Raw genomic sequence first — 25,135 nt, forward strand, 5'->3', positions numbered from 1 at the left:
TCGTCTTGTGAATTTTCTACAATCCGTTATGATATTTGATGACCTCCACGTATTGCATATCTACGCCTACAGCAAACTAAAAGGACAACCATGCCCCCTTCGCCAGTTTGTAAATAGTGCAAATACCATCGACGTATCAACGTGTATGCGCCATATTTATATTTTTTCTAATAGCGAATTAAAGGACCATTCGTTGGATTTCGATAGGCTGATTAAGCGGTTAAAAACCCCAGAAAAATACCAAGCACCCAGTCAGTTTGACCACCTACGAGGAGAAGAAGCCTATTCCTTCCTACTTTATTGGATTATTGGTGGGTTTAACAAAAAAAATCCTTTCAATGATCCCCATATTTTAGGCGACCTAAGAAGAACACTGACCAAATACGAAAATAGTCAAAGCGAGCGGGGCCAACACGCATGGATGACACATAAAGCGTTGGCAATCGCCATACGAACGGATGGAAAACGCTTGTTAGACTGGATCCTTCGTCTCCCAGACTCAGTAACCTTTGAAGAAAAGCAAACACAAGCCTTCAACGTATGTAAACGTTGCGCCCAATTAAGGTCGAATGGCTTTTTACCTTTCATAGCAAACCTGGATTATGGTTGCTTAACCGATGAAAAATTAATGAGGGAACATATCCTAGAACGCCTCGAGTATATGGCAAATCGTGCCAACAATGATTATAACAAAATGTATCAACGATCGGGCAGTGATCTGAACTTCTTATTTGATTTAGGTAGAATAAGTCTTGAAGAAAAAATGTTACAAATTCAGAATCTTAAAAAATCACCTTTCCTCGCGTTCGACCACTTAGAAATGGAAAAAATAGTAATTTAAGCATTCAAAGCTGTCATTTTAAAGTATCTTAGGTATAGGCATCACTTCAAAAATATGGGATATTAAAACTGTACGTGGTTATCGTATCCCGTATTTCGCAAAACCATAATACGCGAATGATGACTCACAACCTATACATTTCTGACAGGAGGTCGTAATGTTTAATAGTATTCCGCTCAAACTTTATATCGACATGACTCAACTTCACCTTGAACTACTAGAAAGAACCCTCCAGTCAATGCTAAAAGGTGACGCGATTTATGTCTATAATCCAAATAGCTTTCAGTATGAAGTACAGCGGGAAATATTTAAAAGCTACTTAGAACTTCCCTTTGAACAACAGCAGCGCTATTGCCAAGTTCGCGCACTCTACAGTGAAGGCTTGCATTACATTGCAACCTTATGTGAGCATGTTGGGGATATCGATAGCGCTTTGGAATATCATCTCCATGCAATTTTGCACGGCCATATTAACCGACTGTTTACAAGTTATCCCCACCCGGAAGAAGAAAAACCTCTGTCATTTAGTAATGATCTGCTGGAAGGACTTTCGCTATTACTTGGTGTTGGGCAACCAAAACAACTCGACCTCGCCATTGAAAAATTGAACGCTTGCACCACTCAAAAACCATTTTCACATCTAGCCCACCTCTTCTTAGGTATGATCGATTTTTATGGTCTAACGGGTCAATGTGATATTGCTCAAGCAGCGAATCACTTTGACAAAGCAAGCCAAAGCGACATTGCCTTAGCCAAACAATATCATGGGATATGTCAACTGGAGCAGGGCGAATATTACAGCGGGAAATCCAGTATTCACTCAGCCGTTGAAGCAGGTTTGCCCCTAGCCCAGACCATGATGGGGATGATGTATGAACAAGGGTATGGCATGTTCTTTCAATACCCTCATAAAGCTCAGAAAATGCTGAAACTAGCTGAAATCCAAAACACCATGCATTATAGCGAGGACAGCTATCTCCCATGTAACGCACATTAGACTTTACAAATGGCAAATAGAAACTTGGGATATTATCTCTGCTGCTGATACTTAAAGCGATAGGTAGCTAAGGTAATCATCACCGTGCTATAGATTAATAACGGCCACAAATGTTGCCATATTTCCTCGATGCGACTGCCTTTCATCATAACAGCAAATAATATTTTAAAAAAATAAGTCAGCGGTAAAAACTGACTAATGGTTTTAGCCCAATCCGGTAAGCCAAATAGTGGAAAAACGAAACCCGATAAAATCACCGAAAAGGCAATAAACACATTAATAACCTGAACAGCTTCAAACTGTGTGGCACAAAAAGTAGCAATAGTCAGCCCCAGTGATAACTCGGCAATGATATAAGGTAAAACACTCAAGTAGAGAACGGATAAATCCCCAATAAAGGGAATATCAAAGACGTAATAGGCGATTACCAACCCCATACTTAACTGTAAATATCCCACTAAAATATAAGCTAGAATTTGGCCGATTAAAATTTCCGTTGGTCGCGTGGGCGAAACCAGCAAATACTCGATGGTCCCACCTTGGCTATCCCGGAAAGCAATGATGACTGTAATCATCAACATCGTTAACATTAATACTAACCCGATCATGCCAGGAACAAGGTAAAATTGGGTGTTCAATTCAGGGTCAAACAAACGATGATTAATAATACGATAATTAAATGTTGGTGCCTTTGTCTGCGCATTAATCTTGGCCATCTTTTTCAGCATCGCTTTCTGGACACCGGCTAATGCAATCACCGCCCTGGCTGTCGAAAAAGAATCGACAGTTCCGTCTTCTAATAATAAGGACGGGTTCTGATGACGATAGACCGCTTGGGTAAAATTAGGGGGAATGGTTAAAATCATTAATGCCTGGTTAGAACGCAGCAAATGATAGGCATGTTCCGGTTGGGTTGTGGAGGTGACAAACTTGAAATAAGTGGTATTTTCCAATTGTTGGACAAGTTCTCTCGTTAAAGGGGAATGGTCATAGCTAACTAAGACCGTGGGCACTTTTTCAGGAAAAGTATTGACGGCAAATCCAGCGATACACACCAAAATCAAAGGCATAATTGCCATGATAATCACTGTGGCAGGATCCCGTTTCATCAGTAAGAATTCTTTGCGGATAATAGCCCATAAGCGACTTAACGAAAATCGAGTCATTGCTTATCCTCATGTTGAATTTTAAAGAGGAAAACATCTTCTAACGTCGGTTGACTCGGTTGGATATGATAGGGAGATAATAACACCGGGTCACAAGCAGATAAGGCATCTGACAGTTGGCTACTGACACGCAAATTCTTACCCTTTTCCAAAATCGTCATTGGCACCGCCAGTCCATTTAGCACCGCTTTTAATTGACTGATATTGGGGCCATCGATCACCCAGGAAAACAGCTTTTCTGATTGGATAATCGCATCGTTCGCCCCGTGAATCAGTAATTTGCCAAATGACATATAAGCCAATTGATGGCAGCGCTCCGCTTCATCCATGTAGTGGGTGGTTAAAATAATGGTAACCCCCAGCGTAGCGAGATGCTGGATGTGCTCCCAGATGACTAATCGTGTTTCAGGATCTAAGCCACTGGTTGGCTCATCTAAGATGAGTATTTTCGGGTGATGGAGCAAGGCTGCCGCAAGAGCAACGCGGCTTTGCCATCCCCCCGATAACGTGGCTGCAATTTGATTTTTGACACCCGATAATGATAATAATTCGATGATTTCACCCAACCGATTTTGGCGTTGCTTTAACCCGTAAATGCGGCCGATGAAATCAAGGTTTTCATAGACCGACAAGTTTTGATAAAGGCAAAATTTTTGCGGCATATAGCCAATATTTGTTTGGATCTGCGTGATTTGCGAAACCAAATCGAGTCCAAGGCATGACCCAGAACCACTGTCCGGTATTAATAAGCCATTCAATAATTTTAGGGTGGTTGTCTTACCGCTGCCATTGGCACCCATTAGCCCAAAAATAATGCCGGTTGGAATGGTTAGATTCAAATTAGCCACGGCATTAATTTGCTTGAATGATTTACAAATCTGATGAAGCACATAGGCTGGTGCAGGCGAAGTTGCATCACTCATAAATCACTTCCACCATTTGGCCGACTTTAATAATCGCATCTAACGACTTAGGCAGTGCGATTTTTACTTTATACACCGATTTATGACGGTTTTTACTCAAAAATAATGAATCCGGGGTATATTCCGCTTGCGCTGCGACATATTTTATTTCAGCAGGATAATCATGATCGCGATAGCGTATGGTCACCCGTTTATTGACATGGATGCGGTTGAGGTCGTTTTCTGGGATGTAACAAACAATAAACACCTCATTTTTTAATAATAAACTTACGACGGCAGACCCTGGCGATACATGCTCTTTTTGCAGATAAAACGTCTCCAACACACGCCCAGAAGCAGGTGACTTCAAGGTACTTTGGCCTTTGATTTTTGCAACCCAAGCCCCCTTTTTGACGGACTCGCCAGCGTTGACATATAATCGTCGCAGTTCCCCTCCTTGTGGACTGGTCAGATAAAATGGTCGCACTTCAACAAATCCCGTGGTTTGGTATGGCTTGTTGTCTTCCTGGCAGGCACTCATAAAGAGCGAGACCAATAGGATACCGCTGAAACGAAATATCTTAACAAATTTTATCACGAGCGCTTCCTACGACAATGACTGTTCTATCTTAAAACTATAATCATGGCACCTTGTCTTTGTCAAAGATAACGCTTGGTTACAAATCGAGCCAATGCGTCGAAGACCCTCGAAAAACGGGAAATTGCCCTTGATCTCCTGAAAAAATTTCCCCAAGCTGAAGCTTTGTTAAGGAGAACATCATGAAAAATAGTATGTCTCCTTCGCCAGTTCTTAAGGTTCTATAGGTTGACGAGCAAGGAGGCATTCGATACATTAATGAGATAGTTTTTTCTCGAGGATGAGAATTGCAAACACCCTCTGATTGGCCGCAAGGTGACACCATTGATTTGAGCGTCCACGATTTACCCCACCCCAGTTCGGACACAGAATGGTGGTACTTTAACTGCCACTTAGCGGATAGTAAACAGCGCGAGTTTAGCCTCTTTGCTTGTTTTTTTATGTACCGTTTGCCAGAGCAAGCAGACATGGCGTATTCGGCTATCTGGGCATTAACAGACTGCCAAACCGAATCCTATACCACCTATGCATGCGTCGATAAAAATACCCCCACGATCGCCTTGCAAAAATTAAGTAAAAACGCGCAAACTGATGTTGGCTTTAAGCAAGCTATCGAAGAAATTCTTCAGCAAAAACGCCTACCATCCAACGATCGATTGCTAACGACAGTCAACATTGCAGACGATGAACTACACTTACAATTTGATCAATTAAACCTTCGTAAAACAAGCGAACTTGACTATGTTCTTACCCTGACAAACCCTCAAACAAACCACCAAGTCCAATTGCAGTTCAAACCCGTGAAGCCTGCTTGTTACCAGGGAGATAACGGCGTGATTGCTGGACCAAGACAAGAAACCATGTACTATTATTTTATCCCACGCTGTCAAGTTTTGGGTCAAATCCAAGAAGGCGCAAACCCGCCTGTTTCTGTGCATGGACAAGGTTGGTATGATCATGAATTCGGTTTTCATCAAGCCAATGAAAAACATGCCTCATCCAATCAGTGGACTTGGATATCCATTCAACTGGATAATGGGTATGACTTATCCCTCTATAAACTTTGTCCCACAGATGATGCGGAAAAGGAAACGTTATATTGCACTTTGGTTGACCCAACCGGTCAACAGCAATTTTTCCCTCACGCACAATTTCGCGTCAAAGCACATTGGAAAAGTCTACAGACTTTTAGTGATTATGAATGCCAATGGACCATCCATATTGATGACATCGAATTATCCTTGGAGGTGAATGCCCAATTCAACAACCAGGAGTTTCCCACGCTTATCGCCTATCCTGCCTTTTGGGAGGGTCGCTGCCAAGTTAAGGGGACTATTCGGGGAAAACCTGTCACGGGCATGAGTTATGTGGAGCAATTCCAAAAAGAAAGCTTGGGGAAAATGACGGATTTATTTGACTCAGTCAGTGAGCAAGTTGATAAAGAAATACAAAAATTGATGCCTTTGCAGCTTGATAAGCATCACAGTATTTCCTTGTTTGCTTCGCAAGAGAACAGCCACTATCTGGATGATGTGGATTGCCAACAACTGGCTGACACAATTGTTGCACCCATTAGAACCATTACCGATCGAAAAGGCAAACGTTGGCGATCTTATGTATTAACAGCCTGTTGCCATTTAGTGGGAGGGACATTTGACAACTATGCTTCTTGGCTAACTGTTCCTGAATTCATTCACACCGGCTCATTAATCATTGATGATATCCAAGATCAATCCGCAATAAGACGAGGAGGCCCTGCCTGCCACCAGATATTTGGTGAGCCTCTCGCCATGAATGCTGGCTCCTTTGTGTATGGATTGTTTGAGGTGGTCCTTAATCAGTCTGACTTATCGGCAGAAAGCAAATGCCAAATTTATCAATTGTTCTTTGATACTTACCGCGCCGCCCACGTTGGGCAAGCCCTCGATCTCATTGGTTTTCTACCAGAATTCATCCGGGAAATTGAATCCGGAAACGGAGAACCATTACTACGCAGGATAACTGCCGCACATCGGCTCAAATCGGCCGTGCCTGCTTCATTATTAGCAAAGATGGGCGTTGTGCTTGGAAGAGGTTCCCAACAACAAGCGGATGCCGTTGCTCGCTACTTTGAAGCCGTTGGTATCGCTTTCCAAATTATGGATGATGTGCTTAACTTACGCGGTTTTGATAACAACCATAAGCAAACCGCTGAGGATATTACCGCCGGCAAAGTGACTTATCCGATGGCTAAAGCCATCAAATATCTCAACAAGGATGAGTTATTTTGGATTGTCGAAGTGTTGCAATGCCATTCTGAGGATCGGAAATCTCACCAACTTATCGTCGATATATTAGAATCCTCCGGGGTTTTCGACGCTTGTTGTCAAGAAGCTCAAGCCATCATTGATAACGCTTGGCAGCAATTCGACCCCCTTTTCCCTCAATCTCATACCAAAATGGTTTTGAGGTCATTTAGTCATTATATTATTCAGCGCACTGTATAAATGGTAGCGTCTAATCATCAGGGATAACACAGGATTCATAGCAAATTGATAACCATCATCAAAAGTTTCATTATCACCATTATCGCCTTGTTTACGTTAGGGACGTTATTCTATTATCTTTTTCAAAGGCAGCTCATCTACTTCCCCGATAGAAATCGTCCCCTGTTTGCTCCTGCAAAAGCATTGGGGTTTGACCAAGTCACCCTTCAAACACAAGATAACCTAACTTTAAACGCATGGTACCATCCTGCGAAAGCGAATTACCCAACGATTGTTCATTTTCACGGAAATGCTGGCAATATTGGTGTGCGTTTATACCTTGCTCAACAATTAAATCGATTGGGTTATGGCATGTTATTAGTTGATTACCGAGGCTATGGTGGCAATCCTGGCTCGCCTTCTGAAAAAGGACTGTATTTAGATGGTGAAGCGGCTATGGCGTTTTTAGCATCAAAGCAGATCCCTCAAATAAAGCAAGTCATCTTTGGTGAATCGTTAGGAACAGGCATAGCCATTGAAATGGCAAAACGACATACGGTCTGCTCGCTGATATTACAATCCCCCTTCCTCTCATTGCCAGCCATTGCTCGTTATCATTATCCTTGGTTAGTCATACCACCCAGGGATAAATTTGATTCAGCTAGCAAAATCAGTACAGTGGCTACGCCTTTATTGGTGATTCATGGTAACAAAGATACCATTGTTCCCTTTGAACAAGGCAAATCGTTATTTGATAAAGCGCAAGGCCCCAAGCAATTAGTCAGTTATCCTTTTGGTACGCATTTAAATCTATGGACACCTGATTTTTTTTCTCAAATCGATCAGTTTTTGCAAGCACACTGCCATTCAACATAATGCAAATAATTTCCGTCTTTTTGCGATTAAGCGTCATTTCTCAAGCACTTATCTTGGGAAGCTAATGCTTGTATTACTGATTTTGTCACCAGAGCAACGATTTGATTGTTTGGCTTGGCTTGCTTGTTGTTAGGTTGGGTAAAATACACAGCCATCACAATAGGTGGGCAATGCGTTGGATAGATAACGCCAATATCATTGGTCGTACCATAAAAGGTCCCCGACCCCGTTTTATCAGCCACCCGCCATTGCTTAGGCACCCCCGCGCGAATACGGGCATCGCCGGTCGTGTTTTCTAACATCCATGTTTGCAACAGTTGGTGTTGTTTTGCCTGCAACGTATTATCAATCAGTAATTGATAAAGATTCGACGCCATCAACGCCGGCGTGGATGAATCTCGCTTATCATTCCCGCCCGATTTGGCTTCCTCAGGCCAAATATTGTCTTGACGAAAGGCTTTATCTCCCAGGGTTTTGGCATACTCATTCATCGCACTGACCCCACCAAGCTCTTTGACCAACAAATTCATGGCGGTATTGTCACTATAACTGATGGCTGCTTGGCATAATTGTTGAATACTCATTCCTTGATTCACATAACGACTGGTAATGGGGCTCCAACTAGTTAAGGCTGCTTTGTTGTAAGAAACTCGCTTGTTTAGCAACGCCTTTTCATGCTGACTGCGATTGAGGATTGCTGCAACACCAATGACTTTTGAAGTGCACCCCATGGGAAATCGTTCATCAGCTCGATAATTAATCCGTTGGTTATTCCCTAAATTAATAACCGAAAGTCCAACTCGCCCCCCCGAACGCTCCTCAATCGCTTGCAGTTGGTTGGTTAGGGAAGTGAGTGCACATGATTGTTTGCTAATTGATAAGCAGCTCAACATTAACCCAAGCATGACGAACAACGATTTTGCTCTAAACAATATAAGGCTCCCTAAAAAATTTTTTTGCCTAATATGGCACTGATGTTTAAGAAAGTCCATCGTATCGTAACCCACTCTCAGCGCGAAGCGGAATACGGGGGAGCCGATTTTTGTCCGGCACAACATTTTCAACACACTTGGGGAGTTTCCTAATTTTGCCTTAAGCTAAATTTAGTATCATGATTGCTCATTTTGATGAAGATGGTTTACCTGCATGAAAAAAAAATCTGAAACGCTTATTCCTGTTCCAAGACGAGAAATTAAATACACTAAACAAAACCCTTTATCTAAGATTCTGCGTGACTTTGATAATTTAAGTATTGATACGCCTTTCCTCTCTCAGTCGGGAATTTATCTAAATACCAATGAACTCGGTGCGTCGACAAGCTATCGAAAACTAGGACTGTTTCCACCTATTTATCAGCCTTTACATTTTGGCTTTTCTGGCTTACATAATTTTGACATCATCGCTAAACGACAATCGTCTAGGGCTGTTATCTGCGATATCAACCCAGAAAATGCGCTTTTTATTTCATACGTTTTGAAAGCGTTAACTCGTTGTAAAGACAGGCTTAGCTTTATTGAGAATATTACTCAATACATGAAAAAGCACTGTTATGAAGGCAACAGAACAAATGTTCAAAGAGACCCATTTTTAAATGTTGTTGCCCCTAAAAGCCTTAAATTTTGTTTAAATGTTAGTAATCAATACCCATATAATGAAGAGTGCGACCATTATTCAGTCTTTGATGAAATGAAGCTAGAACTGAAACGAGAGACAAGTTGGTTATATGATGAATCTCGATTTAATCATCTACGAAGGCTTGCTTTAGAGGATAAGATTGTACTCATCACAGAAAGTATTTGTGAACCGAACACCTTTTTGGCTTTATGCAAAGTACTGAAAGATAATATGGAGCAAATCGATACTCTTTATCTTAGCAATATTGCTCAATGGATGCATCAGCAATCCGATCGTGACGCATTTTTAAAAACGGTTAAAATATTACTTTCTGACCAAAACACTATCATTATTGACGCGATAGTCAATGAAAATGGTAATGAAAATGAAAATGAAAATGGTAAAGAACAGGTATTAGCCACGCAACGCTGTATTTCTGCGAAAGAAGTATTAACGCTGAGCATAGAAAATTGGTTTTTTCCGAGCAATGATCCACAGACGCTTGATTTGTTAGATAAAAATTGAAGCAAGAGACAGACACTGCCTTGCCCTTAAGATTTAACAGGACATCACGCTTACAATAGAAACTAACCCAATTAGCATTTTGAAGTTAATTGGGTATATATCAAGGTCTATACTAAATGATATCGCCCATCAAACAAATGGTTTCAGGATGAAAAAATACAGTCTCATTTTATTATGCCTGCTTAGCGAAGCATTTGCCGGGAGTGCGAATATTCAAATTAACTGCGAATCGAAATTTGGAAAAGCAAAAATTTTTGGGCACGTTCCCGGTGATATGGCAGAATATAATCTTACCATTGTTATTAATGGCAAAGAAAAACACTATATTGATGAATGTGTTGGCCTTGAATGCAAAACAATGAAGCGCACCAAAGAGACCTTAACCGTTTCCGACAACATTAAACAGCGTTTTTTTAGAATCGCATTTTCTGACACGGGTTCCTTCTATGCCATACCCGACACCATTCACTACACCAAAACAGCCAACGGCTATCAAGCGACTTATCAGGCATATTATCATGGCGTTGATCCGAGCCAAGCCCAGGTTGGCCCGCGTGGAACGTTTGTCAAAAAACCGATTAAATTACAGTGTCGTCAGAAGCAGGAAATATAATAGGCCCAAATTGGGCTTTAATATTAGGGACGTTCCCTAAACAAGATAGATTGCCTAAATAGCATTTTTTTCAAATTCAGTTAGTATAAACCAAAGCGCTCGAATCACGATTAAATCATGACATGGTATTGCATCAAAGACAAAACGATCGTCCTCAACATCTGGGCCAAGCCTAATGCGAAAATAACTCAGTTCGTTGCCATCGATGAACGGGGTATCCATGTGGCTATCCAAGCAAAGCCCGATGAAGGGAAAGCGAATAAGGCATTGGTTGCGTTTATCGCTAATCAGCTTAGCCTAACGAAAAATGCAGTGACGCTATTGCGAGGGTCTAAAAGCCGTCATAAGCAAATTGTGGTTGATTTCGATGAGGCCATCGTACGTCGGTTAGAAGAAATCAAAGGTCAATTACTCGACCGCTCCCATTAATTGAATTAGTGCCGACTAGATCGCAGAATAAACCGGTGCTTTATCATCTTTGATAGCTTGTTCTTCTTTTTCAATCGCCTTTTTCAATTTTGTGATTGCTTCTTCATCCTCTTCAATCGATTTAGCGTCTTTTTTTATTTCAAACACATCGTTGTTAATCTGACGTAGCTGATTGTGTGAATAGTGACTTAAGGGTTTGATACACAGTTCATGAGTTGACATGAAACAACAAAGCCACATCATGCAAGAAACACCGCCACCCACGCCACTGACTAAAGTCCATACGAACGATGAAAGAAAACTCTGGGTGATACCGCCACTCACACCTGCACCAATAGGGGCTCCACAACAAGCACCACAGACGCAAGCAGTTCCGCATAAGCACTCGCTGTTGTCGTTGTCTTCATCGGAAAGCGTCGTCACTTTTTCTATTTCTACCATCGATGAATAGACAGGTTTGCACGTTGGGTTCTCAGCAGCTTGCAGTAACTTAGGATAGGTGTCGATACGTTCTTGCTTCTCGCGAATTGTCTCAGTCAGCTGACTAATTCTTTTTCTATGTGTCTGAACTCTCTCATCATGCTTGCTAAATTGTTCGCAGATTTGTTTGTAGGTAAATGTTGTGGGTTTTGTATGGTTAAATTGAACCTGGTATGTTCTATCTTCATTTTTAAAGTATGCATTCAAAGTACGACAGCTGCTTGCTAGTGATTGGATATCTGGGAGATCAAGTCGTGCAAAAATTACATGCTGAACGCCGAGATCCTCAAATTGAAGTGGCGTTTTGTTGGGTTCATTTGGTGCATTTGGTGCATTTTCTTCAGTTTGATCAAAATAATTTTTAAGCCATTCAAACATAGATATTTGCCTTTTGCTGCCGAGGTTTTACATCATTGAGAAAGTGCATTCAATGCAAAGAGCCGAATTATAGTATGTTTTATGGTCATCGTGAAGCAAATATAATTAATGGTGTATTTTTTACTCGATTTATCCATTGGTATTTGTACCGGATAAAAACTCATATCTAAGACGTGCCCGTGCCCAATGCTAATGGTGCCCGTGCCCGGTTTTTAATGGGCAGAAATCACTTTTTTCGGTGATCTGCTTCAAGATCAAAGTTTATCTTTTAATTCTTCAAAATCGGGCACGGGCACGGGCACGCTCACGGGCTCGTATTAGTTCTTTGTTTTTTGTCCGGTACAAAGCCGGCACAAAGAAAAAGACCACCAACCTAATATTTTGTTGATAATTTTCTACTAAACTATAGATATCCTAATAGCAAGGGCAATCTCATGACAATCACGGAACTTCTTAATTCATTAAAAATTCACCAACCGAATGAACCATCGGAAGCGATTCACGGAAATATCCAACAAATAAAAGCAATATGCTACGCTCGCTATTCAAATCAGTCCTTTTATGGAAACGCTGCACTCAATCGACAAATGCTGCTGGACCCAGATATCGCCAAATTGTTGACCCCAGAGGTACTTACTTATTTGTTTACCCATGAACCAACGAGCGGCGAAAAAATATATCGTAACTCAGGTGGTGCTATTAATTTGCGCGATGCCATCTACTATGGATTTCATGATGGGCTCGATGTCATAAGACATCATGCCTAATAATGAATCGAATTATAATTATCAACTGCATCGCCAACAAAAAGACAACTTTGAACAAAACACCTTAATAATTGTAAAGAATATTGAGCAAGCTTGTGGACAAAAACACAGCGAAAAACCAATCGGCTTAACCGAGGACTTACATAAAAAATTCACATCGATTGTTAATCGAATCGCCGTGATTAAGCAAAACCAAGGCAGTAACGTGTTACTGCAAGTGCCCGGTTACTCAGCTCAAGATATGCGAAACCAGGTCGAATGGGGATTTAACGCCATTTTGCCAATCATTGGATCACAAGACCTTGCAAACGAAACCTTAGACAGCTTCGCAGATAAATTTTTAAAATCGCCCGATGCGCTACTCGACGGCCGCGTTGTCCATCTATTTTATGATCGCGCACATATCGAAGCAGCTCTCGAACAAGACAAAAAGATAGCCATCGGGGGCAAGGAACATACTTTCAAAGACCTCTTAGAATGCATGGTCAAGAAGCTCCAGGATCACCCTGAAAACTATCCTCAAGAAGCCAGAGAACAATTTACCATACGCTTAAATTTGGTCGCCATGGACTTAGCTAATCGAGCGGCTTTAAAACCCTTTGTCAAACCGGCTGAAAGCTTACCCCCTGAGAAAACATCGACACCAACAAGCAGTGACACGAGCGACAAGAAAAAATCACCCATCGAAACAACTAGCCTAGAAACTGACGAGAATGACTTAATTCGGATTAAAGAAATTCTCGACAATTTTCAATCGAAAATCAAAAAATTAGACAGCAACAACTCGGATAGCGATGCCATTGCAGAAGTCAATCGTTTGCACATAGAATTAATCAAGTTAAAAGATACATATGCACAAGCAAAAAGTCGTGATCCAGACAAAGCCCGTAACGACTTTGTCATCGGATGTAAAGCAGAAATAGAAAAATCGATCCCTACGCTGGATAAAAAACTAGGCTGGGGTTCCTTTTTGCTAAATATGTTAAAGCAACTCGTCAACGCTGTTTGCCGTATACCCGCCCAACTAGCGGGATTCGATGGAACGCTATTCAAACTAAAACACACCGACGAGGGTCAGGCGGCAGCCGATTTGCAAGAAGATATCCAAAATACAAAACCAACACCGTGATAAATACAACGGTTATTCCGTCTTCCTCCGCATAAAGCGGAGGGCGACGGTCATAGATTATTTCAATGGTTTCATAACATAAAAGATTTCATAAATAGACCCAGTTTTCTAATCCAAAATATCAGTTCTAGGCATTCGTCGCTGGGGCTAAAGTGGGTGCTGGATCTTGATGCTCAAATTGTTTGGCAAGATAGTGCATGCCAACAATTGGTAGACTTAGAGCCAATAATAGGGCCAATGCCACAATGTGTTCAATGATCAAAATGGGTGCAGCGACCACGGCGGCTGTAATTCTTGCCGCTTTTGAATTGTCATCATTGAGTGCAGCACGCCATAAATACTGCGCTAAAACCGTGACCACACTCGCATCGAGTAACCCAAACGCAAAAAGACCGGTGTATTGTGCATCAAATTGCTTGCCTACCAACAGATGATAAGCACTTTCAAAACGCTGGGACATACTTGAACTTGGCGCAAAAAATAAGCCCACATGTCGATAACGACTTTCTTGGATAAATTGCTCGACACGTTTTACGGTGTAATTGTTAACTAAATCGTCAGTGAGCCTCTTTTTCTCAATGGTATCTCCAACGTTTGTTAACACCCATTGATGGTCTCTTTCGGGCATAGAAACCGCTTCAGCAATTAACTTGCCTAATTCTTTCGCCCCGTTATGATTTGGCTCGATTTGCATCGTATGGTTTCCGCCAAGGGGATTTAAGGAAGAAGTCACATCCACAAACACCACTTGCTTATCTTTGCTGCTAACATACGTTTGAATTTCTCGATAAAGCTCATTCATGGTATTTTCCATGGCTTCAAAAGCCGAGCGCGTTTGGCCTTCCGACCGTGCCACATGAGAAAAACCAGTATAAATCATATACCCTGTGAATTGAGTTAACTCGGGGTAATACTGAGACATCAAAACTAAGCGACTCATTGATGGGTTGTGTTCGATAAGATCATCAATAATCGCTTTATATTCTGCTAGGAGATTTTTTTTCACTTGTGCAAAAGTCGTTGCAATATAGTGCTTAGCATCATCCGGTGTCGTCCTGCTAAGTATGTTTTGATAACCTAACGACTCAATCAACGCACCTTGCAATGCTTCTCGATAATTATTGCCAGCCACACTCATCACCACCACATTGGGTTGCCAATCTTCAACTTGGCGTAACTGATTCACCGATAACCATGGATGATCCGCATCAGCTGGTAACACTTTATTAAGCCAGCAATCACGCCCCAAATCAGCAGTCGTTGCACCATCCACAGCAAAATTTGCGACTAAATAAGGATGATTAGTTTCAGCTTTTGCTAGTGCCATCGCTGCTTGATGCGTAACCGTTGCTGTTTTTTGCGAATAGGGTAAACCTTGCTGGACCCAAAAACCATTATCCAACGTTGAATCGCCGACTAATGCAACTCGGATGGGTGTTTGCTCACCTATCTCACCCACTTGCTTTAAACGACCTGTTTTGGTGGGATAGTTCGCACCGATTGATAGTTGTGAATTAAAGACTGTTTTCATACATGACACCTATGTTGAATTTTTGCGCATTATGTCATGGGTGTTCATTAGCAACAAGTCATTTTTATCACTTTGACTTTTTTTATAACAATAAATCAAACGCGATAGGGACACTTTCATCTCAGGATTGCTAATTTGAGATTAACACGGTAGAGTAAAAATTTGCTTACGTCAGACCATGAACCGGCTGACCATATTAAACTAACGTTAAGGGAGTAACGATGAACCGTTTATTAATTACCATCCTGTTGTGTGTGGCTATTCTACCTTCAACTTTTGCTGCGAACGATGACATTCCTTTATTGGGTAAGACAATATCTCAAGCGAAACAAGAAAAGATAACCCCTGATGAAGCATTGAATAAATTGATAGCCGGCAATCGACGGTTCGTCTCCGATCAAGGCATACAACGCAATTACCTGGCCCAAGCGAAACAATCGTCTTATGGACAATTTCCTTTTGCCATCGTGCTTAACTGCATGGACTCAAGAAGTGTCCCCGAAATGATTTTTGATCAAGGTATTGCCGATATTTTCACATTACGAGTAGCAGGCAATATTCTCAATGAGGACATTGTTGGCTCGATGGAATTTGGCGCGAAAGCCGCCGGAGCCAAACTCATTGTGGTCATGGGTCATACAGCGTGTGGTGCAGTCGCTGGTGCTTGTAATAATGTGAAACTAGGCAATTTGGATCATGTATTGGATAAAATTAAGCCAGTCATTCCTGCGGTTAAAAAATTAATGCCTAATAAATCTTGTGCAGATATGACCTTGGTGGATGCCATTGCCAAAGCCAATGCCGCCGCGGTTGCTAAGCAAATAACCAAACAAAGTCCTATTTTGAAATCGCTTGTCGATAAAGGTGATCTGGCTATCGTGGTCGCCATGCATAATATTAAAACTGGCCAAGTTGAATTTACTAAACTTTAATCCGTTGCGTCTATTTTGACAGATTTAGGTTAACTAACAAAGATAAAACAAAAGGAATCAATCGTCATGACGATTAAACCAGTGCATGTCATGCTGCTTGCCGCTTTATTGATGAGTGCCTGTGGCAATGATAAAGCTAAAACAAAAATGGAAGATGCCAAACAACACATCGACGCTGCTGTTGAAGATGCAAAAGCAGCCGCTAGTGACATGAAAGACGCATCGAAACAAAAGTTAGAAAATTTGAAATCCAAAACGGAACAAATGCTAAACAAAGCAAAAGAAAACGTGGATGATATGCAACAACAAGGTAACCAATAATTAAGGGAAGATTAATCCTTTGATTCCTGGGGGGCAGGCCCTGAGAGATCCACACGAAATTAAAACCCCCGCCGTACCGCGCTTTATGCGCGGTATCCAGCATGGCAATCCGTTTTAACTAGAACCATCAGTTCCCTAATAAGCATCTCCTGGATGCCGCGAACGAGTCGCAGCACGTCGGGACTTATGGTATAGTCCTTTAAAAACATCAGGTTATATTCAAATTTCGTGTAGAACTCTGGACCCAACAAACGGATGGTTTTATATAATATCTTTTTATTACGACGCTACGGCAGGCATATACGATGACTAAAACGACGATTAACGGATGTGAATACTTTTATGAGAGTCAAGGTGATAGCCCTGAGACGATTTTGTTTTCTCATGGGTTGTTGATGACTCATGAGGCATTTCGAGAGCAAATTGACTATTTTAAGTCAACCTATCGAACGGTTATTTTCGATCACCGTGGGCACGGAAAAACGCAAACGACAGACAATGGTTATGAACTGGATAGCCTGACAAACGATATCAGCGCTTTGATAGAGTTCTTAAATATCGGCAAAATTCATTATGTCGGTCACTCCATGGGAGGCTTCATTGGTCTTCGCCTCGCTGCTCGTCGGCCTGACTTAGTGAAATCGCTTGTTTTGCTTAATACGTCAGCGGAAGCAGAAGCGCATATGTGGCGATACAGGTTATTAAGATTCATCACGCAAGCGTTGGGGGTTAAATTCGTAGCAAACTCCGTTCACAAATTGAATTTTAGCAAAAAATTCCATCATAATCCGAAACGAGAAGCAGTCAGTCGATTTTGGTTAAACCATTTTTCAAGTTTGCCGAAAACCATCATCCAAGCGGCTGATCCCGTTCTGAATCGAGCCAGTGTGGAATCCGAATTGGCCAATATTAGTTGTCCAACCCTCATCATTGGCGGCAAAGAAGATATCGCCCTTTCTCCCCAAAATTCCCAATTGATGCATGAGAAAATTGCCCATTCGTCCTTAACCCTTTTTGAAAAGGTTGGCCATTGCGCTATGATTGAAGAGCCGGATGCAGTCAACCAGTTAATAGCGCAATTTTTGCAATCACTGCCCAAAGACAATTGAATGGATTAGTTATCCCTTTTCGCATTGAAGATAACGGAGGTCATCACCAGAATCATTCCAATCGTCTGCAGTAAAGTAATTCTTTCGCCAAGTCCTATCCATGCAACAATTAAGGTAGCAACTGGCATAAATGCTGTGAAAAGACCTGCCACACTGCCTTTAACTTGTTTGCATCCCCAAAACCAAAACACATAAAATAAGCCAGAACTAATACCCGCAATCAACAAGATGGAACTATTAACCAGTGTAAACTGAACTTGCCAATGGCCACCAATCAGGAGTGCGATTAGCAGGAAAGGCAAATTAATGGCATTCATCAAAGTCGCGGCAAAAAATAAGGGCAGTTTATTGTCATAAATCTTGGCAAGAACGTAGTAAGCCGCTTCTGGAAGCAGTGACAGTAAAATAATCGCATCCCCCAACAGACCATCCAATTTGGCCATGGCAAAATTAGGGGCATTGATGATCAGAAGCCCCGAGATAGCAAACATAATACATAACACACTGAACAAGTTGAGCCGTTCTTTTAAAAATATGACTGAAAGCACCGCAATAATGGCAGGCAAGACACTGGTGATAATGCCTGCAACACTTGCTTCCGTATAATGGAGTCCCAGTAATAAAAAGAAATTAAACAAAACACCTGCACACAGGGCTTGGGCAAAAATATATTGCCAATCTCGTCGGTTGAGTGTTGCGAGTTTCAATGATTTTTGATCCGCAACACAGCAATGGATTAAGTATAAAAAGGCGGAGGCAATGGAGAATCGGATAAATAAAATCATTAAGACAGGCATATCTTGAACAAGGTATTTCGATCCAACAATATTAATCCCTACCATCATTTGGGCCATCATCAAAGAAAGGTAACTCAAATTTCTGTTCGTCATAGTTAGACCATTAATTAACTAGTTTGGCGATATTCTACAACGTATTGCGCCCAGTTGAAAATTCACTTTGTGCCAGATAAAAACACTGAACGAATTCGTGCCCGTAAGCGTGTCCGTGTCCGTGCCCGTGCCCGGTTTTAATGGGCACAGGACCAATTTTTCATATCAATATCATATTTCCTTAAGTATCGATTGATAAACTATAATTACTATTAGCCCATTTAATTAATTAGCCATGAATCAGAAACTCGATGCGCGAATAAAAGAAGCCGTTGACGTCTCAGGCGCTTTTGATAACTGCTTTTTTCACACCTATGCCGCTCATTTACTAGCAAATAAGCTGCCACTGCCTAATGGATTATTTAATTTTAAATCCATCTTAGGTGAAGACAGTGCTGCTTCTAAGCTCATGCAGCGATTCCCAAATTACGACGCGCTTGCGCTCTTTGGCGAATACCATAAACGCCACTCACCTGACGTTGAACCCTTCTCCCCCGAATTTATCGTTGAAAAAACATTGGTGTTAGGATTTTTGTTTCGCGAGTGGTTTGCGACACAAATGGCGGCCGATGCCGGCAATAAAGCGGCCATGGCGAATGGGGCGATTACCGCATTTAAGGAATTTAAAGAATTTAGAGAAGGCGGTGCAAGTTTCGAAGACTTACTTTCTGGGCCAGAAGGGGTTTTATATCAGGCCAACCGAGAATTTTTAGACTATTTTTATCAACGCCCAAAATTGAAATTATCTGACAAAGAACGGCGATTTGAAAGCTATTTTACCGATGCAGAGAATGATATTGATAAGGCATTAAAAGTCTACTGGCAGGCTGAAGGCTATCAGAACTATTGCCGTGAATTAGCAAATCCGCAAACAAAGTTATCATACAAAGAAGTGCAACCCGTCATCATCCAGCTAAAGCAACCACTCACCATCTATAATCAAGATGGCGGGGTAATCGTCGACAATGAGATAGTAAGCGATACACCCAAATTGGAAGTGACCCTTGAAGCCCTTGCAGGGCATTACCACTTACTGAAAACAGAAAAGTCGGCACCCTTACTTAAGGGCTATGAAACAAGTTATGCCCACTATAAAGTCGATCGGGAATCGGTGCTGGCAACATTGGATGATAAAGATTTGACTGCTGAAACGAAACCCTCTTTATTAGTCGGTGCTATTTGCCCAAAAGGCCATTTAAAGCAAGATCCGTTTGCATGCTTACTCAATAAAATTGATTCGATGGATAGATACATCAAAGACGCCATTCAAATGGAAAAAGAAGCGCAACGCAAACAACAACGGGATACTCAACTCTTAGAAAGCGATAAAGAAAACCAATCGCCTAATACCACAAGCCCATCGGCCAAAGCGACTCTACCAAACGAAGCTTTATTAGGGCAAAAATCACAAAATATTGACGAGCTCCTAAATGCATTTGAACATCAAATTACACAAATCGGTGATTATGAGAGTGATGCAAAACAGGCTGCCAACCATCTGCTTGCAGCACTTCGCAGCGAAAAAGAAAAAGCCTTTAATAATCCGACAGTCCATTCACTACGTTCATTCCAATCCCAAGTTGGTATTGAGTTTGAGAAATATAAGCCTCGGTTAGAAAAAGATATCAGCTTTTTGCAAGCAGCCGCAAATTTGGCTATAAAAATCGTCAATGTTTTAACGCAAATTCTATCCTTTGGATTTAGTAGCGGCCTTTTTAGGCCTTATAAGGCCAAAGCCCTAGAAAACGCCGAGCAGTTGCAATCGGATATTCATGACAAACTTGATCCTCCCAAACTAGAATAACCAGTCGATTTTAGCGCATACCGTTATTCTCTAAGTGATCCTAGCATTTCTTGAACAAATAAACGCCAAGATTACTCAGCGCTGCGCTCTATGTAGGTACCGATGGGGTTACCTTAGCAACGCTTGCATAAACAACAAAAAAATCTAATTATAGTAATAAACCCATTGTTAAAATCAGCCTAATTATCAAGGAACGGTATGAACAATTGCCATGAAGGTCACCACACAGAGGCGAAGAAGTCTCACCCATCCAATGCAGAGCATGCGACCTATATATGTCCAATGCACCCCGAAGTACGTCAACAAGGTCCTGGCATTTGCCCACTTTGCGGCATGGAATTGGAACCTGAGTTTGCTGAGTCGGGTTCTGGCGAAAGTGACGACTATCGTCGCATGCGCTTTCGTTTCATCGTGAGTGTGATACTGGCACTTCCCGTTTTCTTATTAGCAATGAGTGAGCATCTCTTTCAACTGATTGAAAATGGCCGAGCCAGTGGGTGGATTCAAGCGATTTTAACCACACTGGTGCTATTTTACTGCGGTGCCGATTTTTTTCGCCGGGCCTGGCTTTCATTTAGAACCCTCAATCTAAATATGTTTAGCCTTATCATCCTAGGCACGACTGTCGCCTGGTTATATAGTTTCATTGGTTTACTATTCCCTGATTGGTTCCCCCATCACTACCGAGACGCCCAAGGGATGGTCCCGCTTTATTTTGAAGCAGCGGCTGTCATTATTGCCCTGGTATTAATGGGACAAGTGATGGAGCTAAAAGCAAGGAGCAAAACAGGTGACGCCATCCGGGCCCTCATGCAGCTAAATCCTGATATTGCTCATCGCGTTGATGGCGATAAAACCATCGACATCTCGGTTGATGATGTTGTGATTGACGATCGATTACGTGTTAAGCCCGGTGAATCAATCCCCGTGGATGGCGATTTAGTCGAGGGGAGCAGTTATGTGGATGAATCGATGATCACAGGCGAGCCAATGCCTGTTAAAAAGGAGACGGGTGATCGAGTTATCGCGGGAACCATTAATACCAGCGGCAGTTTCATCATGCATGCCCGACAAATAGGCACAGATACGATGTTGTCAAAAATCATTCAGCAAGTCGCCAATGCCCAAAGAAGCCAAGCACCCATCCAACGAATTGCTGACAAAGTGGCTTCCTGGTTTGTTCCAGCCGTGATTGCTATTGCCATTCTTGCCTTCATTATCTGGTATAGTGTGGGCCCATCGCCTTCCCTATCTTATGCATTGATTGCCTTAGTGTCGGTGTTAATCATCGCCTGCCCCTGTGCGTTGGGATTAGCAACACCCATGTCGGTGATGGTTGGTATAGGTCAGTGTGCAAAGCAAGGTATTCTCATTAAAGATGCCACCGCATTAGAAGGGTTTGCTAATATTGATACCCTTGTTTTTGATAAAACAGGGACATTAACTGAAGGTAAGCCACAAATCACGGCCATTGTTTGTGCTGAGGGATTTTCTGAAATGCATGCGCTGCAATTAGCAGCTGGTTTAGAACAAGAAAGCGAGCATCCCTTAGCAAAAGCCATCTTAAACAAAGCCGAAGCCTCATCGCTTTCCCCTTTCCTAATCAAACAATTTGCCATGCACTCTGGGCAAGGTGTGAGTGGCGAAATGAATGGTAACAAGATCTACCTGGGCAGTGCTAAATGGATGCATGAATTGAAAATTGACATCACACAGTTAAATAGTAACGAGCGGGGAAGTCACTTGTATTTAGCCGAAGACAGTAAAGCAATTGCGCTATTTATTGTGGCAGATCGTATCAAAGAAACTGCAAAATCTGTCATTGCCTGTTTTCAAGCACGTGGTGTGAAATGCATCATGCTCACCGGCGATAATCAAGATAATGCCAAGGATATTGGGGATAAATTGGGTATTGATAAGGTGATAGCAGAGGTATTACCCGATGAGAAAGCTAACTATATTGAATCCTTCCAAAATGACCATGAACAGGTGGCGATGGTCGGTGATGGCGTGAATGATGCGATCGCGCTGTCAAAAGCGCATATTGGCATTGCCATGGGCTCTGGGAGTGATGTTGCCATTGAAAGTGCTGAAGTAACGCTCTTGTCGGGCGATATCAGCAAATTATTATCTGCCCATACCTTATCGAAAATGACGGTTCGAAATATTCACCAAAACCTCTTTTTTGCCTTTATTTATAACGGCATTGGTGTGCCCATTGCAGCGGGCATTTTATACCCAATTTGGGGTTATCTACTCAACCCGATGTTGGCTGCACTGGCGATGTCATTGAGCTCTGTATCGGTCATAGTCAATGCCCTAACCTTGCGCTTAAAAAAGAGTGATTAGCGCCCTCTCCCTGAGCATTACACACGAAATTTGAATGTAACTTGGTGTGTTAAAGTGAATATAAAGCGCGGTACGTCGGGGTTTTAATATCGGGTGTAACTCTCAGGCCCCATCTGGAGCGCACACGGATTGATGATTTAATCAAGCATATGCTCGATTTTGAAATCTGTTTGTATGTAGTTGATGAATTTATCTTTAATCGCCAATTCTTCTTTACTAGTGATGAGATATATTTGCCGTTGAAACTGGAGTGTATTGATGGGTAGAATGTGGAATTTATCCATGTCATCATGTAGTAATGTTTCAGGCAACACCCCTACTCCAAAACCTGCTTTAATCGCTTCTTTGATTGAATAATACGACTCTAATTGGATGATTTTACTAAAATGACGCTTTACAAAATCATTTTTCGTCTGTAACACGGTTTGATGCGGCTCTGCTTTAATCTGGATAAAGGGTAAGTGTTTAATATCTTGAACTGATATTTTGCCTTGAGGGATTGAAGCATTTGCTTTTGCCCCAACCAAGAAGAAATGGATATTAAAAAATGGGACAAACACTAAATCCGGATCATCAATTTTCACACCGGTGACCAAAAAATTCACCTTGCCTTGCTCGACTCGCTTATAACCCCGATCTTTGGGTTCAACAAACACCTCATACTCCACTTCCTCGAATTTAGAAAAATGCTTCATCGCTTTAAATAAAATGCCCGAATAAGTATGGCCAGTTGAAAATTTTAATACGGGTTTAGTATGCTCAAAACCTAAACTAACCCTTTTCTTCATATTATTGGCTTCTTCAAGAATCAACTTCACCTGAGGCAGTAATTCCTTGGCTTGAGGGGTTAAACGCATCCCTCGCCCATACTTCCTAAATAATTTGAGGTTTAATTGCGATTCAAGCACTTGAATTTGCTTGGTAATCGCCGGTTTGCTCATGTGTAGGTATTTTGCTGCTAAGCTAAACGAAGAGTAGGTCGCTGCTGCTAAAAATATTTCAAGTTGCCTTAATGTAAAATTAATCATATATTTGTTTACAATTTGTTAACTCATATATCAATTAAAGCACCCATTTTATGATAGTGCAACTTTCTACTTGAAGATGCGATAAGGTTTTCATAGTTCCTTTCAGCATCAATAGCACGCAATACAGCGGTGTAACTCCAGGTCAACGAATCAGCGCCTTGTTGGACACCCGTGCTTAAATGAATCTGTTCATTCATGCGCAATTGGGGTGCAAAACGCTTGACCAGGCGAAGGTAGGAATCGCCTAGTTTGGCCATTTCCTCCGCTTGCTGGCAGGCACCCTGTTGGTTTGCAATTTGGTAAGCATACGCATAATAGTATTCTGCCATGGTTGCCGTCAGTATAAACCACGGATTTCCCTGTCCATCCGTTTGATAGCCATCGTAAGTATCCCCCGGGTAACGACCAAACAAAATGGCATGTTGTAACGAATGGTTAATTGGGAAGGCTTGTTTAAAATAATCATGCAAGGATTCGATGGTATTTTTCAAATATGCGTTATCTAATTCAATCACATTGTCATCGCCAAGCGTTAACAACACCCCAAGCAATACGGCACTATCAAGTTCGTTTAATTTTTGTGGGCCTGGGTGGGGACTTAGCGTCGCATCAATCAATCCAGTGGATGGATTCAGATGGTTACTCAACTGCTGTTTGATTGCTTGTGCTTGTTGAGAGTAGAAATTAGCAGCCTCCGGATCATTGAGGCGATTTGCTAATTTTGCACCGTCTACTAACGCCCGATGCTGAACCATCGCTGTGAAAAAATGCTGTCCGTAGACTTCTTCCCAAAGATCAAAATTCGCTTCTTGCCAATGGTGGGCTGTATATTCCAAATCTTTTTTGATTACCCCCATTGTGCTTGGATCAAGACTTCTCTGATAGAGGTGCTTGCCCACATACTCGCTTTCACCACGGGTTAGTAACGCATTAGCAAAACCTATCAATGCCATAGCACGCAATGCCGGCCCATCATTTTGTGGCCGCCCCCAAGCCCCCACATACACTTGACCGGTGATATAAAATTTAGGCTCACCTAACACATCAACGCCATGAGGTGAGACCTGGTTTTGTGTCAACATCACCCAATCCACATAGTGCAATAAGCGCTTTTTATCTGTCAGGCGTTGTTCATTTTGGTAGCGTTTGCTAATTAGCCCCATAGCAATAGCACTATCTCGCACCCAATCATAATAATAATCCGGATGCTCCGTGGAGGGCGAGGCAACGATTGCCCCATTTTTCAACATATTTTGTGACCAATACGATTCTAGTCGATTTTGCTCTTGCGAACTATAGACAGACGATTGCGCGGTGGCGTGGCAAATAAGGAAGAAAACGACAGAAATCCATCTCATGTAAACACCCAATTTTAAAGTCTAAGCCGCTCA

23 protein-coding genes are annotated in these 25,135 nt (G+C 41.9%); 14 read left to right on the top strand and 9 right to left on the bottom strand.

Annotated elements, in window-relative coordinates; translation table 11 throughout:
- Positions 1-28 precede the first annotated feature (28 nt).
- Together AB3348_RS03385 and AB3348_RS03390 are read left to right on the top strand one after the other, a co-directional pair.
- The gene (locus tag AB3348_RS03385) at positions 29-841 is read left to right on the top strand and encodes a hypothetical protein (RefSeq protein WP_367606139.1); all 813 of its coding nucleotides are present in this window, start codon (positions 29-31) and stop codon (positions 839-841) included.
- Between the two features lie 157 nt (positions 842-998).
- Positions 999-1,838 carry a hypothetical protein gene (locus tag AB3348_RS03390; protein ID WP_367606140.1) on the top strand — a complete coding sequence of 280 codons (840 nt, stop codon included), beginning with the start codon at positions 999-1,001 and terminating at the stop codon, positions 1,836-1,838.
- A gap of 32 nt (positions 1,839-1,870) precedes the next feature.
- On the opposite strand, the gene AB3348_RS03395 is transcribed toward AB3348_RS03390, so the two are convergent.
- From AB3348_RS03395 to AB3348_RS03405, 3 genes are read right to left on the bottom strand one after another with little or no spacing between them, the layout of a single operon-like run.
- Entirely contained in the window at positions 1,871-3,004 is a 1,134-nt protein-coding gene (locus AB3348_RS03395) for an ABC transporter permease (RefSeq protein ID WP_367606141.1), read from the bottom strand.
- Complete coding sequence (locus AB3348_RS03400; RefSeq protein ID WP_367606142.1) at positions 3,001-3,927, bottom strand: ABC transporter ATP-binding protein; 927 nt, start codon at positions 3,925-3,927, stop codon at positions 3,001-3,003. Before AB3348_RS03400 ends, AB3348_RS03395 begins: the two co-directional genes overlap by 4 nt.
- The gene (locus tag AB3348_RS03405) at positions 3,920-4,504 is read right to left on the bottom strand and encodes an HlyD family secretion protein (protein WP_367606143.1); all 585 of its coding nucleotides are present in this window, start codon (positions 4,502-4,504) and stop codon (positions 3,920-3,922) included. The genes AB3348_RS03400 and AB3348_RS03405 overlap by 8 nt, the downstream gene beginning before the upstream one ends.
- Positions 4,505-4,791: 287 nt before the next feature.
- On the opposite strand from AB3348_RS03405, the gene AB3348_RS03410 reads away from it, so the two are divergent.
- Positions 4,792-6,990: a polyprenyl synthetase family protein gene (locus AB3348_RS03410; protein ID WP_367606144.1), complete on the top strand. Its 2,199-nt coding sequence runs from the start codon at positions 4,792-4,794 to the stop codon at positions 6,988-6,990.
- A gap of 45 nt (positions 6,991-7,035) precedes the next feature.
- Positions 7,036-7,845, top strand: a complete 810-nt coding sequence (locus AB3348_RS03415) for an alpha/beta hydrolase (RefSeq protein WP_367606145.1) — start codon at positions 7,036-7,038, stop codon at positions 7,843-7,845.
- Between the two features lie 26 nt (positions 7,846-7,871).
- On the opposite strand, the gene bla is transcribed toward AB3348_RS03415, so the two are convergent.
- Positions 7,872-8,777, bottom strand: a complete 906-nt coding sequence (gene bla, locus AB3348_RS03420; RefSeq protein WP_367606146.1) for a class A beta-lactamase — start codon at positions 8,775-8,777, stop codon at positions 7,872-7,874.
- A gap of 214 nt (positions 8,778-8,991) precedes the next feature.
- Here bla and AB3348_RS03425 point away from each other — a divergent pair, with 214 nt between their 5' ends.
- The 3 genes from AB3348_RS03425 (at position 8,992) to AB3348_RS03435 (ending at position 11,026) form a co-directional block, all read left to right on the top strand.
- Positions 8,992-9,984: a hypothetical protein gene (locus AB3348_RS03425; RefSeq protein WP_367606147.1), complete on the top strand. Its 993-nt coding sequence runs from the start codon at positions 8,992-8,994 to the stop codon at positions 9,982-9,984.
- Between the two features lie 148 nt (positions 9,985-10,132).
- Positions 10,133-10,597, top strand: a complete 465-nt coding sequence (locus AB3348_RS03430) for a hypothetical protein (protein ID WP_367606148.1) — start codon at positions 10,133-10,135, stop codon at positions 10,595-10,597.
- 117 nt (positions 10,598-10,714) lie between these two features.
- On the top strand, positions 10,715-11,026 hold the full coding sequence (locus AB3348_RS03435) for a DUF167 domain-containing protein (protein WP_367606149.1): 312 nt from the start codon (positions 10,715-10,717) through the stop codon (positions 11,024-11,026).
- Positions 11,027-11,041: 15 nt separating this feature from the next.
- Here AB3348_RS03435 and AB3348_RS03440 read toward each other — a convergent pair whose 3' ends face one another.
- Positions 11,042-11,884, bottom strand: a complete 843-nt coding sequence (locus AB3348_RS03440; RefSeq protein ID WP_367606150.1) for a hypothetical protein — start codon at positions 11,882-11,884, stop codon at positions 11,042-11,044.
- 434 nt (positions 11,885-12,318) lie between these two features.
- Between AB3348_RS03440 and AB3348_RS03445 the strand changes: the two genes are divergently transcribed.
- Together AB3348_RS03445 and AB3348_RS03450 are read left to right on the top strand one after the other, a co-directional pair.
- Positions 12,319-12,651 carry a hypothetical protein gene (locus AB3348_RS03445; protein WP_367606151.1) on the top strand — a complete coding sequence of 111 codons (333 nt, stop codon included), beginning with the start codon at positions 12,319-12,321 and terminating at the stop codon, positions 12,649-12,651.
- Positions 12,644-13,780, top strand: a complete 1,137-nt coding sequence (locus tag AB3348_RS03450) for a hypothetical protein (RefSeq protein ID WP_367606152.1) — start codon at positions 12,644-12,646, stop codon at positions 13,778-13,780. Before AB3348_RS03445 ends, AB3348_RS03450 begins: the two co-directional genes overlap by 8 nt.
- Positions 13,781-13,907: 127 nt before the next feature.
- Here the strand turns inward: AB3348_RS03450 and AB3348_RS03455 are convergent, their stop codons facing one another.
- Entirely contained in the window at positions 13,908-15,311 is a 1,404-nt protein-coding gene (locus tag AB3348_RS03455) for an SGNH/GDSL hydrolase family protein (protein WP_367606153.1), read from the bottom strand.
- Between the two features lie 221 nt (positions 15,312-15,532).
- Between AB3348_RS03455 and AB3348_RS03460 the strand changes: the two genes are divergently transcribed.
- From AB3348_RS03460 to AB3348_RS03470, 3 genes are all read left to right on the top strand, one after another.
- Positions 15,533-16,243 carry a carbonic anhydrase family protein gene (locus tag AB3348_RS03460; protein WP_367606154.1) on the top strand — a complete coding sequence of 237 codons (711 nt, stop codon included), beginning with the start codon at positions 15,533-15,535 and terminating at the stop codon, positions 16,241-16,243.
- A 66-nt stretch (positions 16,244-16,309) separates the two neighbouring features.
- The gene (locus tag AB3348_RS03465) at positions 16,310-16,564 is read left to right on the top strand and encodes a hypothetical protein (RefSeq protein ID WP_367606155.1); all 255 of its coding nucleotides are present in this window, start codon (positions 16,310-16,312) and stop codon (positions 16,562-16,564) included.
- Positions 16,565-16,869: 305 nt separating this feature from the next.
- The gene (locus AB3348_RS03470) at positions 16,870-17,673 is read left to right on the top strand and encodes an alpha/beta fold hydrolase (RefSeq protein ID WP_367606156.1); all 804 of its coding nucleotides are present in this window, start codon (positions 16,870-16,872) and stop codon (positions 17,671-17,673) included.
- 5 nt (positions 17,674-17,678) lie between these two features.
- On the opposite strand, the gene AB3348_RS03475 is transcribed toward AB3348_RS03470, so the two are convergent.
- On the bottom strand, positions 17,679-18,563 hold the full coding sequence (locus tag AB3348_RS03475; RefSeq protein ID WP_367606157.1) for a DMT family transporter: 885 nt from the start codon (positions 18,561-18,563) through the stop codon (positions 17,679-17,681).
- A 235-nt stretch (positions 18,564-18,798) separates the two neighbouring features.
- Between AB3348_RS03475 and AB3348_RS03480 the strand changes: the two genes are divergently transcribed.
- On the top strand, positions 18,799-20,367 hold the full coding sequence (locus AB3348_RS03480; RefSeq protein ID WP_367606158.1) for a hypothetical protein: 1,569 nt from the start codon (positions 18,799-18,801) through the stop codon (positions 20,365-20,367).
- A 198-nt stretch (positions 20,368-20,565) separates the two neighbouring features.
- On the top strand, positions 20,566-22,716 hold the full coding sequence (locus AB3348_RS03485; RefSeq protein ID WP_367606159.1) for a copper-translocating P-type ATPase: 2,151 nt from the start codon (positions 20,566-20,568) through the stop codon (positions 22,714-22,716).
- Positions 22,717-22,853: 137 nt separating this feature from the next.
- Here the strand turns inward: AB3348_RS03485 and AB3348_RS03490 are convergent, their stop codons facing one another.
- Both AB3348_RS03490 and AB3348_RS03495 read right to left on the bottom strand, forming a co-directional pair.
- Entirely contained in the window at positions 22,854-23,744 is an 891-nt protein-coding gene (locus AB3348_RS03490; RefSeq protein ID WP_367606160.1) for a LysR family transcriptional regulator, read from the bottom strand.
- A 23-nt stretch (positions 23,745-23,767) separates the two neighbouring features.
- The gene (locus AB3348_RS03495; protein WP_367606161.1) at positions 23,768-25,102 is read right to left on the bottom strand and encodes a glycoside hydrolase family 15 protein; all 1,335 of its coding nucleotides are present in this window, start codon (positions 25,100-25,102) and stop codon (positions 23,768-23,770) included.
- Between the last annotated feature and the right edge of the window lie 33 nt (positions 25,103-25,135).

This window comes from Legionella sp. W05-934-2, from assembly GCF_964199965.1.
Lineage (GTDB): Bacteria > Pseudomonadota > Gammaproteobacteria > Legionellales > Legionellaceae > JAFIFT01.